Source organism: Pseudoalteromonas sp. A757 (genome assembly GCF_004103285.1).
In the GTDB taxonomy this organism is placed as follows: Bacteria; Pseudomonadota; Gammaproteobacteria; order Enterobacterales; family Alteromonadaceae; genus Pseudoalteromonas; species Pseudoalteromonas galatheae.
On sequence record NZ_QNQN01000074.1, the window covers coordinates 99,124 to 113,382 of the forward strand.

The following is a 14,259-nucleotide window of genomic DNA, read 5'->3' on the forward strand; positions in this document are numbered from 1 at the left end:
CTCTCCCCTTATGCCTTCGCTTCTACTTGGTCTTTCTTCCAAGTACGCAGTGCCCAAATAAATGCACCTACGATGAAGAACGAACTGAATGGCATAACTAGTAGACCCATAGGCTGATACCAACCACCTTCAGAGATAAGTGGTAAGATTTCAACGCCAAACAATGTGCCCGCACCGAATAGCTCACGGATAAAGCCAACTGTTAGAAGTACAACAGAGTAACCTAAGCCGTTACCAATACCGTCAAGGAACGACATTGTTGGTGGTGACTTCATTGCGTATGCTTCTGCACGACCCATTACGATACAGTTAGTAATGATAAGGCCGATGAACGTTGATAGTTCTTTCGCTGTTGAGTAAACAACGGCTTGAAGCACTTGGTCTACAACGATTACTAGAGATGCAATAATCGTCATTTGTACAATGATACGCACACTAGAAGGGATGTGATTACGGATCATTGAGATAAATAAACTTGAAAACGCAGTAACCAATGTCAACGCGATTGACATGATAAGTGCATTTTTAAGGCTTGAAGTTACCGCTAGTGCAGAACAAATCCCCAACACTTGCAGTGCAATCGGGTTGTTCGCAAAAACAGGACCAAACAAGACTTCCTTCATTTCTTTTGCATTAGCCATTAGTTCAATGCTCCTTTACGTACTTTCGCAAGGAATGGACCAAACGCTTTGTCGCTTGTCCAGAAATCAACTGTGTGATCAACACCGTTAGAGGTAAGCGTTGCACCAGATAGACCGTCTATCTTGTGTTCGTTACCGCCAGCACTGCCTTTAACTACGTCTACAGGAAGCTCTTTACCTTCCCAAAGTGCAGTCCACTTAGGGTTTTGAATTTCGCCACCCAGACCTGGAGTTTCGCTGTGCTTATAAAAGTTGATTGACTTAATTGTCTCACCATCAGCTTCTAGCGCAAGGAAGCCATACATCACACCCCAAAGGCCATAACCTTGGATTGGTAGAATGATAGTAGAGACTTGACCTTGGTCATCTTTTGCAAAATAAACTGGAGAGTTATTCGTGATACGTTGAATACCTGCTTTGTCTTCTTCTTTTGAAAGCTTGTAACTACGTTTGGCATCAAACTTAGTTGCTTCAAAATCAAAGGTTTCCGCTTTGACGTCTTCTACAAACTCACCGGTTTTAAGACTCACAACACGCGATTCGATATTTTGGTTAAAAACTTCAGATACATTTTTAACTTTATCGAAGCCAGCAACGGCTAAAATATTTCGTTGAATATCTTCGTTTTTGTTTGCTTGCTGCATAGGGCGAAGCTGAACCGAAGCAAAAGATACTACGATTGCACACACTAAACATAAGCCAACAACTACGCCGAGCGTTTTGCCCATTGATTCATTATTAGTTGACACGTGCCAATCTCCTCTTCACATTTGACTGCACTACGAAGTGGTCGAATAGTGGAGCAAAAAGGTTAGCGAATAGGATTGCTAACATCATGCCCTCTGGGTATGCCGGGTTAACAACACGGATAAGCACAACCATTACACCGATTAGCGCACCGTATAACCACTTACCTTTGTCTGTGAAAGACGCAGATACAGGGTCTGTTGCCATAAAGAACATACCAAATGCAAAACCACCGAGTACTAAGTGCCAGTGCCAAGGCATAGCAAACGCAGCATTTGTTTCAGAACCGATTGCGTTTAGAACGAATGACATTACAACCATACCGATGAATGTACCTAGTACGATACGCCATGACGCGATTCGAGCATAAACAAGGAACAAACCACCAAGTAAGATTGCTAGTGTTGATGTTTCACCTACAGAGCCTTGGATAAAGCCGTAAAACGCGTTAAACCAAAGGTCCATGTTGTTGTAGTCTAGTGAACCTGCAGTCGCTTGACCTAAGTAAGTTGCACCAGAGAATGAATCAACAGCTGTCCACACTGTGTCACCAGAGATGTCAGCAGGGTATGCGAAGAATAAGAACGCACGGCCTGCAAGTGCTGGGTTTAGGAAGTTACGACCCGTACCGCCGAAGATTTCCTTCGCGATTACAACACCGAACGTAATACCTAAAGCAGCTTGCCATAACGGAATTGTCGCAGGCAGGATAAGCGCAAATAATACCGAGGTTACGAAGAAACCTTCGTTTACTTCGTGTTTACGAACTGACGCGAATAACACTTCCCAGAAACCACCAACTGCAAACACAGTAGCGTAAATAGGCAAGAAGAAACACGCACCATAGAACATCTTGGCACCCCAACCTGCATCAGCGGTTAATTCACCACCAAGCGCTTGGAAAATAGCTACCTGCCAAGTATTGGCAAGCTCAAAACCGTTACCTAGTGCAAGTGCAGCTTGGTGACCGATGTTGAACATACCAAAGAACATTGCAGGGAACGTCGCCATCCACACTAAAATCATAATACGTTTTAGGTCGATGTTATCGCGAACGTGCGTTGCACCTTTGTTTACATAACCAGGAGTGTAGAAGATAGTTGCTACGGCTTCATAAAGCGCGTACCACTTCTCGTGTTTACCACCAGGTTCAAAGTGAGGTTCAATGTCTTCTAAAAATTTCTTTAAGGCCATTTTTAACCTTCCTTCTCGATAGTAGTCAGGCAATCACGCAGGATTGAACCGTACTCATATTTGCCCGGACATACGTAAGTACATAGTGCTAAATCTTCTTCATCTAGCTCTAATGCACCCAACGAAATCGCAGAATCTAGATCACGCGAAATAAGATCACGTAATAATAGCGTTGGCAAAATATCGAGTGGCATAACACGCTCATAGTTACCGATTGGTACCATCGCACGCTTAGAGCCACCAGTAGACGTTGTCATCTTGAACAAACGGCTAGGTGTTAAGTGTGAAATGAATGTACGTGTTACTGAGAATTTGTCACTACCCGGAGCGATCCAGCCAAATAGCTCTTTCTCGCGACCTTCAAGTAATACTGATACTTGAGTATGGTAACGACCAAGGTAAGCGTGAGAGCCAGTTGCTGTTTTACCAGCTAACACAGAGCCAGAAATGACTCGGTTATCACCGTCTTCAAGCTCGCCTGCAACTAAATCTGTTAGCGACGCACCGACATGAGTTTTCACTAAGCGAGGATTCTTAACTCGAGGACCTGCTAAAGCAACAACTCTGTCTGAGTAGATTTCACCTGTTAGGAACAACTTACCAAACGCGATGACATCTTGGTAACCAATGTGCCATACTTGCTTGTTTGTACCTACAGAATCTAGGAAGTGAATGTGAGTACCCACGTTACCTGCTGGGTGAACACCTGCAAACTCATGAACTTCTACTTGTGAGATCGAAGAGCTAGGTACGTTAGCACCCGCTTTCTTACACACAAATACTTTGCCTTCAGTCAAACGAGATACAACCGCTAGACCCGCTTCAAACGCTTCCACGTTTTCCGCGATGATAACAGCAGGATCTGCTGCTAACGGATTAGTATCTGTTGCTGTCACAAAGATTGAGCTAGGTGTTGCACTCGGCACAGCGACACGGCTAAATGGACGTGCACGAAGTGCTGGCCACTGACCAGACTCGATTAGCACTTCCTTCACTTTTTCAGAGTCTAAGTTGCTTAAGTCAGCAGCTGAAAACTTCTCAAAAGTGATTTGCTCGTCGCCTTGAACTTCGATCACAACGGATTGAAGTACACGCTTAGCACCACGGTTAATTTCTTTAACTACACCAGAAGCTGGCGCAGTAAACTTGACGCCTGGGTTCTTTTTATCTTCAAAAAGAACTTGGCCTTTCTTGACTTGGTCATCCACACGAATATGCATGGTAGGACGCATACCGATGAATTCTTCACCTAGCACAGCTACTCGTTTGACAGCAGAACCATCATGAATAACTTGCTGAGGTGCGCCCTCTATTGGTAAGTCCAGACCTTTTTTTATGTTGATCATACGCACTTGCATTACATTAACGGAAAGAAACTGAAAATATCTTTAGTCACCACAGCGCCACCTCGTTTGTACTAAGTATTAGGTATAAAGAGCAGAAAGTTATGAGTCCGGATAGGGTTCCCAAACAGCCCCTTTAAAATACCCCTCAACGCGCACAAAAAAGCAGCGTCGTGATAAAAGTCCTCACATATTTCTCTGATTTTAACATTAATCGTACTGAGTATGCGAGTGGAATTATGAAATTAATACGACTTTAACGTGGATTTGGATTAGTTGAAAAATCCATCACAGAAAGGAGTATAGACCAAAGTGGTATAGATAAAATTTTTCTTACCCTAATCTGCAAAATAAGTAAAAAATTCGCTATTAAACAAAAACGGGCAAAGTACCAATTAGTACTTTGCCCGTAAATTCAAAAACCGTGAAATTAAACGAGATGATTAATTTCTACCGCCGCATTCACATCCGCTTCGTAATCTACGCCGTCTACTCCAAAGCCGAATAGCTTCAAGAATTCATTGTGGTAGCCAACATAATCAGTTAACTCATCGATTGTATCAGTATCAACAGTATCCCAAATGGTCTGTACACGCGCTTGAACACCGTCTTCTAGTTCCTTATAGTTTTGGAACAAGTGACCGCCATCATCAAAACGTGGCGATTGACCATATAGATTTTCAGTAAACAGCCCATGGATTTGCTCGATAGTCCCTTCATATGTGCCATCACCTTTCATCACTTTAAATAGTGCAGAGATATAAAGAGGCATAATTGGAATAGCAGAGCTTGCCTGCGTCACTACCGCATTCAAAGATGATACATACGCTTCGCCTTTAATATCCGCTGTGGTTTCGCGAATTGTCTGCGTCGCACGGTCCAAATCCTCTTTTGCTTTACCAATAGTCGCGTGACCGTAAATTGGCCAAGTCAGCTCCTTACCGATATAAGTGTATGCCGTTGTTTTAAAGCCATCAGCCAGCACATCCGCTTGCTTAAGCGCGTCAATCCAAAGTTCCCAATCTTCACCACCCATCACTTTAACCGTATTGGCGATTTCATCTTCGTTCGCGGCTTCAACCGTCATTTCATCAATGACGCGCTTTGACGTATTCAAGTTTTTAGTTGTGATAGCTGAGCCAATTGGCTTAAGTGTTGAAGAGTAAACTTCATCAGATTTAGGGTCTTTACGACGAGGAGACGCAAGGCTATATATCACTAAATCTATTTTGCCTAATTCAGCTTTAATGGTTTCGATGGTTTTTTGCTTCAACTCATCAGAAAACGCATCGCCATTAATATTTTTAGACCACAAACCCGCTTCTTCTGCAGCTTGCTGGAACGCAGCCGTATTATACCAACCTGCTGATGCGGTTTTCTTCTCTGAACCTTCTTTTTCAAAGAAGATGCCTAGCGTTTTCGCACCAGCACCAAATGCAGCAGTAATACGCGATGCCAAGCCATAACCTGTTGATGCACCAATTACTAATACATTCTTAGGACCATTCTCGATTTGGCCTTGTTGTTTTACGTATTCAATCTGTTCTTGAACGTGTGCTGCACAGCCTACAGGATGTGCATTAGTACAAATAAATCCACGAATTTTTGGTTTGATGACCATAAGAGATCCTATCCATTGATTTGATACAAAATAAAAGTGAGGTTGGACTCACTTTATTAAAATTACTGCGTAGTGTACTGGCAGATATGTAAAACACACATCTGATCAGCTATCGAACTTAGAACCACCCAAGCATTTTGGTGACTCAGGCGTCTGACCTTCCTTTTCTGAAAACTCTTCAGGTGTATAGGCATGAATGGCCAAAGCGTGAATATGATTTTGCAGCTCATCTTTTAGCACTTCATTGATTTTTCGATGACGCTGCAGCAGTCTCTGGCCAATAAATTGTTCGCTTACTACAATGACTTTAAAGTGAGACTCTTCGCCACGACTGTGCATATGGCTTTCATTGATAACGTTCAAGTGCTTGCATGCAACGGCTTCAGCTATCTTGTCATAAATCTGTGATTGCATTGACATTATACTTTGTCTCCTAGAGCAATTCGTGACGCTACTATACGCCGTTCAGCGCGTATTTCCAACACTTCGAAAGGTGAGATTAATGCGCCCTTGGGACACTTTGGTCTGCTTTGGCAAAGCATGTTGATAGTCGCGCTGACTATCACCTTGCATTACCAATAAGCTACCCGTTTCCAATAAAATATCGGTTACAGAGTGACTTACTTTGTGGCGTATTTTGAATTTGCGGGTCGCGCCAAGCGACAGTGAAGCAATTGTAGGCGTCAAACCGAGTTCAGGTTCATCATCACTGTGCCAGCCCATACTGTCTTGACCATCACGATAAAAATTAGCCAATACCGCATTAAAAGGAATATTAAATCTGCGTTCTAGCGTTTGTCTTATCCCTAGCAATACCGAAGGCCAAGGCGCATTTTCAAGTCGCTTCCCCGAATAACTGTAATGCACGTCAGAGTCGGCAATAAAGCGTTCTAGTCGAGGCGTTTGATGGGTCTTACCAAATAAGGTGATGGTATTTTGCTGCCACGCAAGGCTACTCAGTAGTACATTATATAGCGCTAGACTTTTATCGAAGCTAATAGCCTGTGCTTGATAGCTAAAACCGCTCGGCAAGTTCCGTGCTTTGTCTACTGCTCTCATGTTAAACTACCCGCTGCTTTTATTTATAGAATATTCACATGACGACTGATGCAATTCTAGCCGGAAACCCTTTTACGCTACATAGGTTTCCACTCGATCAAAAAAACCGTAGCTTACAAGCTTGGGATTCAGCCGACGAATACCTGTTAGATTATGTCTTTGAACATCACCACGATGCAAACCGTATTCTCATTCTCAACGATAGTTTTGGCGCGTTATGCTGTGCACTTGCCGACAAGCACTGCACGGTAGTGACCGACTCTTATGTGAGTACCCTCGCCTATGAGCATAATTTGGAGGCCAACGGACTCGCAGGCGCTCAGGTTGATGTACTCACTAGCATGGATGAGCTACCACAAGATATCGATCTGATATTAATAAAAATTCCTAAAAATTCAGGGCTATTGCAAGCGCAACTTGCACAGTTAAGTAAACTAACTTCAGGCATTCCCGTAATTGCGGCGGGCAAAGCAAAAGAAATTCACACCTCCACATTAAAAAGCTTTAGCCACTTTTTGACGGAGCCAACGACTAGCTTAGCGGTAAAAAAATCGCGCTTGGTATTCAGCAAGACGTCAGCCAAAGCCATTGATAGTAAATTCCCTGTGTCTTGGCCGCTGGAAAAAACCGATTTTACCTTGTCGAATGAAGCAAATGTTTTCTCACGAGATTCTCTTGATATTGGCGCACGTTTTTTTATTAATTACCTTCCTATGGGTAAGAAACCAATGAAGGTCATTGATCTTGGCTGCGGTAACGGTGTCATTGGATTGATGACGCTCGCAAAAATGCCAAATGCTACCGTCACCTTTATCGACGAGTCGGCGATGGCGGTGCACAGCGCGAAGCAAAATATCGTTAATAATTTACCCGAGCGTGTTGCTGATTGTCAGTTTGTCCAAAACGACTGTCTAACGGGTTTTGAAAATTACGGTGCGGATCTGGTACTGTGTAACCCGCCATTCCATCAGGCCAATGCAATCACAGATCACATCGCTTGGCAGATGTTTTTACAAGCTAAGGCAGCGCTTCGACAAGGGGGTGAGTTAAGAATTATCGGTAACCGCCACTTGGAATATGACGATAAACTCAAGCGTTTGTTCGGTAACAGCAAGACACTAGGCAATAACAAAAAGTTCACTGTTTTAAGTGCAATAAAGAGGAGCTAACTTCATGCGTTTTTCATTGCTGATTATTCTGCTAACCTTGATACTCGTGGGCTGTGAAAGCTCACCACGCAGTGTCATTCTTCATCCGGAATATCAAGGTCCTTCGTCAAACGCGCTCGCCGCCAACGTGGCGGTACAAGTAAACGACCTACGGACTACAAAATACACTATTCGCGTGAAAAACCAAGAACCCGCACTTTACGTACCTGATGCTAATTTACCAGTTAATTTTAATCAGGTATTAACACAAGCTCTCACTGCACATGGCGCGCAAATAACACCGGTCGCTGCAACGCAAATCACTGTGAATATCAATCGCTTTAAAGCCATTATTGAGGAGTCTTTCTCGAACCACCAAAGCGATGCTGAAGCTGACGTCACCGTACTGATAAAGCAAGGGGCTCGCAGTTTCAAAAAGCAATATAAAGGTAACGCTAATTTAAATGGTCCTCTAAAACACGACCAAGCCAAAATCGAAGAACAGCTCAACAACCTAGCTCAACAGGTTGTTACTCGAATCGTTCAAGATCCTGAATTTATTCAATTTGTGAGAGGAAGTTAATGAAAAAAATAATTCTAAGCTTAACCGCCCTATTATTAAGCATGAATGTCTTTGCCGAAATGAGCGGTAAATTTGTACAAAAGAATAATCTATTCCCTCGAGTTCAAATCAATACTAGTAAAGGGCCGATTATTGTCGAACTAGACAGATCGAGAGCCCCAATCACAGTAAATAACTTCTTAACTTACGTGATCAACAAAGATTATAACGGCTCTGTTTTCCATCGAGTTGAGCGTGATGAAGCCAATGAAAAAGACTTTGTTATCCAAGGTGGGGGTTACGACAAAGAATACGATGGTATGTTTGAGCGCGAAGCTATCTTCAATGAAAGCGGTAATGGTCTGAAAAATGATATGTATACCATTGCCATGGCATACCAAGACAACAAACCACACTCTGGTACCAGACAGTTTTTCTTTAATATGGACGACAACGATCACTTGAACCCGGGTAGAGGCTGGGGCTTTGCCGTGTTCGGGAACGTCTCTGAGGGCTATGAAACATTGGACGCAATTATGAAGGTGGAAACCGGCTACAATGAAAAGCTTGGCTATACCTTTATACCTAAAGAGCCCGTCATTATTCTTTCAGTCGAAGTATTAAAACAGCCAGAGTAATACCCTTTTATGTTGATATCATCTAGCTTTTCGCAATATCTTAGTTATTACAAAGACAAACGCCTCTTAACTGTCTTTGCTTTTGGAATAAGTAGCGGTTTTCCTTGGGTATTGATTGGCTCGGTGATGTCAGCTTGGCTTAAAGATGAAGGATTAAGCCGCAGCACCATTGGCCTATTTGGCCTAGTATATGGTGCATATACCATTAATTTTTTGTGGTCCCCACTCGTTGACCGCATAAAAATCCCCTTGCTGTATAATCGCTTAGGACAAAGGCGAAGCTGGATAGCAAGTTGCCAATTTATTATTATTATTGCCACCTTCGCATTAGCCACTATTTCAATTAAAACCCACCTTTCGTATGCTGCATTATTGTGCTTTATTATTGCGTTATTTTCAGCTACCCAAGATATTGCAATAGATGCTTATCGTATCGATATTTTACCAGAAGACGAAAGTGAAAAGGCAACGGCTGCGGCAGCGATGGCGACTTCAGGTTGGTGGTCTGGCTATGCCTTACTTGGTGCCATTCCTTTCTTTATGGCCGATTTACCCGGCTTTAGTTGGCCCATTATCTATCAGATGCTAAGCGTCGTCGTCGTGTGTTTATTAGTGGTCACTTTGTTGGCAAAAGAGCCAAAATCTCATCGCGAGCAAGTACAAGAGCAGCTACAGAAGAGTTACGAACAAAAACTTAACCACCGCGCTTCATCAAATGCTTCCAAAAAGGTCTATGCTTGGCTTGCCGTGACCCTGATTGAACCCTTTAAACGATTTTTTGAAAAGAATGGGGTTAAAACGGCATGTGCTCTACTCGCCTTTATTTTCCTATTTAAGATAGGAGAGGCCTTCTTAGCCCGCATGTCCATCGTATTTTATAAAGAAGTGGGGTTTTCAAACACCCAAATCGGACAATATTCCAAACTTGGGACCGGTGTGATCACCATTGTATTTGCATTTCTTGGCAGTATTTTTAACCACAAGTACGGTATCGTAAAAGGCTTGTTTATCAGTGGCGTCGCTATGGCCGCATCTAATTTAATGTTTTCTTGGATTGCAATTGCAGGCCCCAAAGAACACCTTTACGCACTAGCAATTGTAGTGGATGGCTTTACTCAGGCGTGGTCATTGGTAGCCATGGTGGCGTTTATTTCTATGCTCTGTGATAGAGCATTTAGTGCGACCCACTATGCCTTACTGGCATCACTTGGCAGTTTAGGCCGTACCGTGCTGTCGGGCTATAGCGGTTTTGTGATAGATGATTTGCTTGGAGGTAATTGGGCACTCTTCTTCGCGCTAACAGCGCTTATGGTGCTTCCATCATTATTATTTTTATATTTAATTCGGCACAAGCTTTATGCTATTGAAAAAGCGTATCATGCTAGCAAAAACTAGAGGTGCAGGTCCTTGCACCTTTTACGTTTTTTGCTAACTAAACGCTTATTGATCTTCTTTGATTAGCTGTAAGCCTTCATAAGGATCAACTTCTAGCGCTTCGCAGTAACGTAAAAACTCAATAACATCCAACCGGCGCTCTTGGTTTTCGATCTTACCAATGAATGAATGAGGCGTACCTAACACCTGCGCAAGGCTGCGCATTGTGTGACCTTTCTCGTGGCGCTTTGATTTTAGCCACTTGGTTAGTTTACCGTTTTCTTCAGAAGAAACCGTTTTACCCATCATAATTATACATCTCCTACTAGATGAAAGACTAAATTACCTAAATGAAATATGCCCGTCTCATTTAGTTATACTCTAAATACTACAGTTGTACCTGAACCCAAAACTTTACGAGGTAAAGTATTAAGCCTGCATGAACTTAAAGCTTACTACTACTCACTCTAAGCAAGATTACAGTTTACCCCCATTTTACTACAACTTACCAGATATCCATGGTAAATTGTGCCAAAATTAGTAACAGGTAGACAAATTGTTAACTTGTCCCTATGTACCCAATTAGGTATAGACTAAAACACAAGTAACACCTAATTAATTTTTTACTTTTTCTTAAATTGTTAAGGCCTGTAATATCCAGTAACACTTTAACAAATTTTTTAAAAAATGTACCAGTATTTGAAATAAATTATTTTCCTTTAAAAAATAAAAACTTAAAGCTAACATTTATTAAGAGGTTAAAAAAGAGGCTATTCTTAGATGATTCGATTACTGTTTTTACTGCCAATTCTACTGTGCTTAGGCTGGGTTTACTTCCTTCGCTCAAACGGCGTGCCGCTTAAGCAAGGAAAAAAAGGCTTTATCTACATCTTAGTATTTTCATCTTTTGTTTTAGGTTTTTTCGTCTTAATGATGTATCTAACAGGTAGTTTTTAGCGAATAAAGCAAATTGAGTTGTGGTGGGCAAAAACAAAAAGAGCCATGACCAAAGCATGACTCTTTAACGATATAGCGATATAGCGATTCTAATTTGATTTAGACGCTGAAACTTGCACCACAACCACAGGTGGTCGTTGCATTTGGATTATTTACGAAAAAACGCGCGCCTTCAAGTCCTTCGGTATAATCTACGATGCCGTCGATTAAATACTGAATACTCATAGGATCAACAACCATAGTCACACCATTCTTAACGATTTCTAAGTCACCTGGATTTACTTTTTCATCAAAGGTGAAACCGTATTGAAAGCCTGAGCAACCACCACCTGTTACGTAAACACGTAGTTTAAGATTGGCATTCTCTTCTTCTTCAATAAGTTCTTTTACGCGACTTGCCGCTGCGTCAGAAAACTGAATTGGTAACTGTTCAGACATAGATTTAGACCCCTAATCCTGTAATCCGTAAATTATCTAATACCTGAGTATTTTAATCAAGTATAGCGTTTGTACCAACCCCACCAAGATGCCACATATTTGAAAAACATAGTTTCATCAATACTATCGCCTGAGGCTAATTTCGCTGAGGGTTGTGACGCTTAATGTGATTCAGTTATCACTAGATTAAGAACAATAAAGTAATAATATCTCAGCGGCTTAGTTGCGCTGGCACAAGGACTTAAGATAAAAAATTTGTTATTCTTAACGTGTTTATCACTGTGGAATGACGTTCATGTCGTTGGATGCATTAAGACGAAGCCTTGCAAAACCTAAAACTTCAGCACAACTGTGCCTGCTTGGTGCTGGTGCAGGCCTGCTTGCGGCGATACTTATCATTGCTTTTCGTCTTACTATTGAATTGATCCAAGGCACATTTCTCGACAAACCAGATGACTTTACAGAGCTTTCTGAGCTACACCGGCTATTTTTACCTGTGCTTGCTGCTCTACTCATCGCAGTCTTTGCAGCATTAACAGGGTTTAAGCATTACCGTTTGGGCATTCCATATGTGATTAATCGAATCAAACACCATTACGGTCATATGCCAATTTGGAACTCTGCTAACCAGTTTTTTGGTGGTGCTGTCGCTTTGATCAGTGGCTTTTCTGTTGGTCGAGAAGGACCATCTGTACACATGGGAGCAACAGCCGCGAGTATTTTGTCAGAGCGCTTACATTTACCATTAAATGCTGCACGGACTTTAGCCGGTTGCGGTGTAGCTGCGGGTATTGCCGCCTCATTTAATACCCCGCTAGCAGCAGTGATATTCGTTATGGAAGTCGTGCTAAGGGAGTATAAAATCCATATTTTCGTGCCCGTGATGTTAGCCTCAGTGATCGGTGCAATGAGCACGCAATATGTATTTGGCAATAGCTCTGAGCTGGCACTCATTCATATCACTCCATTGAGCTTTTGGCATTACCCCTATTTAATTATTTGTGGTGCAGCATTAGGGGCAGTTGCTTTCGCTTTTAATCAAAACCTAATGCTGATCATCAAAACTTTTAAGCCCATCAGTATGTTTCCTCGTCTTTTATTAGCGGGGTTAATCGCGGGATTGATTGGCTATGCCGTGCCGGGTGCAATGGGCTCAGGTATGAGTGCTATCACCCAAGCCGTGGAGTCTCCACACAACCTACAGCTACTTACAACAATATTAATTGCTAAGCTGATGGCAACTATATTCGCAATTGGGCTTGGTATACCAGGCGGGCTTATTGGCCCAGTAATTGGGCTTGGGGTTATCATGGGCACTTTGATGTCTTTCTTTGCTCAATTTATTGAACCCAGTGTCGATGTTGCGGGAACTTATGGTGTCCTCGGTATGGCAGGCTTACTTGCTGCAACACTACACGCTCCACTTGCTGCGCTCACTGCGGTAATGGAGCTTACTTCCAACCCAAAAATAATTGTTCCAGCTATGCTAGTGATCACCACAGCTTACGTGACGGCTTTACAGGCATTTGGCAATCGCTCTATTTTTATTCAACAACTAGATTTCCAAGGACTGCCTTACCAAGTATCCCCTGCAAAAGAGGCATTACAGAAAGTAGGAATAGTAGCTGAGATGGATGAGAATTTTAAGCTGCTCTATTCTGACGATAAAGAGCAAATAAAAGAGACCCTGTCTGCTGTTGATAGCCAAACGCCACTCATTGTTTATGACGAACAAAGCGGCTACCGTTTAGCGGAATACGATTTGAACTTAATCTCTGAAGGTAGCGTATCGGTCTCTTATATCGAGCTACAAGGATTAAGTACACAAGCGACCTTAGCTGATGCCTTTGATGTGCTAAAAGACAAGCGTTCGGGCGCGGTGTATATATATAATCAAAAGGATGATAAACAAATACTTGGGTTATTGCGATGGGACCAAATTCGTCACATACTCACCACCAGAAACAGTTTACTCTAGTCTAAAAAGTGGAATTTATAATGAGCTTATTGCTAACGTATAAAGCCTTACATATCTTTTTTATGATTGCCTGGTTTGCAGGGATTTTTAATCTGCCACGTCTCTTTGTATATCACGCGATGACTGAAGAAAAATCTTGCAGCTCAATGCTCAAAATCATGGAGCGCCGTCTGCTCTTTTTTGTAACCCCATTTGCTATTCTCACCGCAGTGTTTGGGGTTTTAATGATTACAGAATACGGACGTGAGTGGTTTAAGCTCAGTATGTGGCTACACTACAAGCTGGCGCTCGTGATTTTAATTTATATTTATCATGGTTATTGCTTTAAATTACTTGCCGACTTTAAACATGATCGCAATCGTAAAAGCGACAAGTTTTATCGTTATTTCAACGAACTTCCCGTACTAATCTTATTAGCCATAGTCTTTCTTGCCGTTTTAAAACCTGCACTGTAACCGTGCATTATTGGGGGTTCTTGGGTATAATATGCGCCCAAGTAACCGCCCATATTCTGCGTGTTATCTGGATGGGTGAGCGACCTTGCAACCCGGTAGTCAAT

15 protein-coding genes are annotated in these 14,259 nt (G+C 42.2%); 6 read left to right on the plus strand and 9 right to left on the minus strand.

Features of this window, described 5'->3' with window-relative positions; all coding sequences use genetic code 11:
• Positions 1-8 precede the first annotated feature (8 nt).
• The 7 genes from DRB05_RS20000 to DRB05_RS20030 form a co-directional block, all read right to left on the minus strand.
• Positions 9-641 (minus strand): NADH:ubiquinone reductase (Na(+)-transporting) subunit D, encoded by a 633-nt coding sequence (locus DRB05_RS20000; RefSeq protein WP_128728480.1) that lies wholly within the window; start codon positions 639-641, stop codon positions 9-11.
• Positions 641-1,390, minus strand: a complete 750-nt coding sequence (locus tag DRB05_RS20005; protein WP_128728481.1) for a Na(+)-translocating NADH-quinone reductase subunit C — start codon at positions 1,388-1,390, stop codon at positions 641-643. Before DRB05_RS20005 ends, DRB05_RS20000 begins: the two co-directional genes overlap by 1 nt.
• The gene (locus DRB05_RS20010) at positions 1,380-2,582 is read right to left on the minus strand and encodes an NADH:ubiquinone reductase (Na(+)-transporting) subunit B (protein ID WP_128728482.1); all 1,203 of its coding nucleotides are present in this window, start codon (positions 2,580-2,582) and stop codon (positions 1,380-1,382) included. Before DRB05_RS20010 ends, DRB05_RS20005 begins: the two co-directional genes overlap by 11 nt.
• Before the next feature lie 2 nt (positions 2,583-2,584).
• Positions 2,585-3,928: a Na(+)-translocating NADH-quinone reductase subunit A gene (locus DRB05_RS20015; protein ID WP_128728483.1), complete on the minus strand. Its 1,344-nt coding sequence runs from the start codon at positions 3,926-3,928 to the stop codon at positions 2,585-2,587.
• A gap of 427 nt (positions 3,929-4,355) precedes the next feature.
• Complete coding sequence (gene fabV / locus DRB05_RS20020; RefSeq protein ID WP_128728484.1) at positions 4,356-5,546, minus strand: enoyl-ACP reductase FabV; 1,191 nt, start codon at positions 5,544-5,546, stop codon at positions 4,356-4,358.
• 105 nt (positions 5,547-5,651) lie between these two features.
• Positions 5,652-5,966, minus strand: coding sequence for a BolA family protein (locus tag DRB05_RS20025; protein ID WP_128728485.1), 315 nt, complete (start codon positions 5,964-5,966; stop codon positions 5,652-5,654).
• A gap of 45 nt (positions 5,967-6,011) precedes the next feature.
• A complete protein-coding gene (locus tag DRB05_RS20030) occupies positions 6,012-6,605 on the minus strand; it encodes an alpha-ketoglutarate-dependent dioxygenase AlkB (protein WP_128728486.1) in 594 nt (197 codons plus the stop codon).
• Positions 6,606-6,643: 38 nt separating this feature from the next.
• Here DRB05_RS20030 and DRB05_RS20035 point away from each other — a divergent pair, with 38 nt between their 5' ends.
• From DRB05_RS20035 to DRB05_RS20050, 4 genes are read left to right on the plus strand one after another with little or no spacing between them, the layout of a single operon-like run.
• Entirely contained in the window at positions 6,644-7,774 is a 1,131-nt protein-coding gene (locus DRB05_RS20035; RefSeq protein WP_128728487.1) for a methyltransferase, read from the plus strand.
• 4 nt (positions 7,775-7,778) lie between these two features.
• A complete protein-coding gene (locus tag DRB05_RS20040; RefSeq protein WP_128728488.1) occupies positions 7,779-8,336 on the plus strand; it encodes a YajG family lipoprotein in 558 nt (185 codons plus the stop codon).
• Complete coding sequence (locus DRB05_RS20045; protein WP_128728489.1) at positions 8,336-8,953, plus strand: peptidylprolyl isomerase; 618 nt, start codon at positions 8,336-8,338, stop codon at positions 8,951-8,953. The genes DRB05_RS20040 and DRB05_RS20045 overlap by 1 nt, the downstream gene beginning before the upstream one ends.
• Positions 8,954-8,962: 9 nt before the next feature.
• Positions 8,963-10,348 carry an MFS transporter gene (locus DRB05_RS20050; RefSeq protein ID WP_128728490.1) on the plus strand — a complete coding sequence of 462 codons (1,386 nt, stop codon included), beginning with the start codon at positions 8,963-8,965 and terminating at the stop codon, positions 10,346-10,348.
• Positions 10,349-10,393: 45 nt separating this feature from the next.
• Here DRB05_RS20050 and DRB05_RS20055 read toward each other — a convergent pair whose 3' ends face one another.
• Positions 10,394-10,636: a helix-turn-helix transcriptional regulator gene (locus tag DRB05_RS20055; RefSeq protein ID WP_017216404.1), complete on the minus strand. Its 243-nt coding sequence runs from the start codon at positions 10,634-10,636 to the stop codon at positions 10,394-10,396.
• 747 nt (positions 10,637-11,383) lie between these two features.
• Entirely contained in the window at positions 11,384-11,722 is a 339-nt protein-coding gene (gene erpA, locus DRB05_RS20060) for an iron-sulfur cluster insertion protein ErpA (RefSeq protein WP_010372235.1), read from the minus strand.
• A 295-nt stretch (positions 11,723-12,017) separates the two neighbouring features.
• Here erpA and DRB05_RS20065 point away from each other — a divergent pair, with 295 nt between their 5' ends.
• Entirely contained in the window at positions 12,018-13,700 is a 1,683-nt protein-coding gene (locus DRB05_RS20065) for a chloride channel protein (RefSeq protein ID WP_128728491.1), read from the plus strand.
• 20 nt (positions 13,701-13,720) lie between these two features.
• Positions 13,721-14,155, plus strand: a complete 435-nt coding sequence (locus DRB05_RS20070) for a CopD family protein (RefSeq protein WP_128728492.1) — start codon at positions 13,721-13,723, stop codon at positions 14,153-14,155.
• The last annotated feature ends 104 nt before the right edge of the window (positions 14,156-14,259 follow it).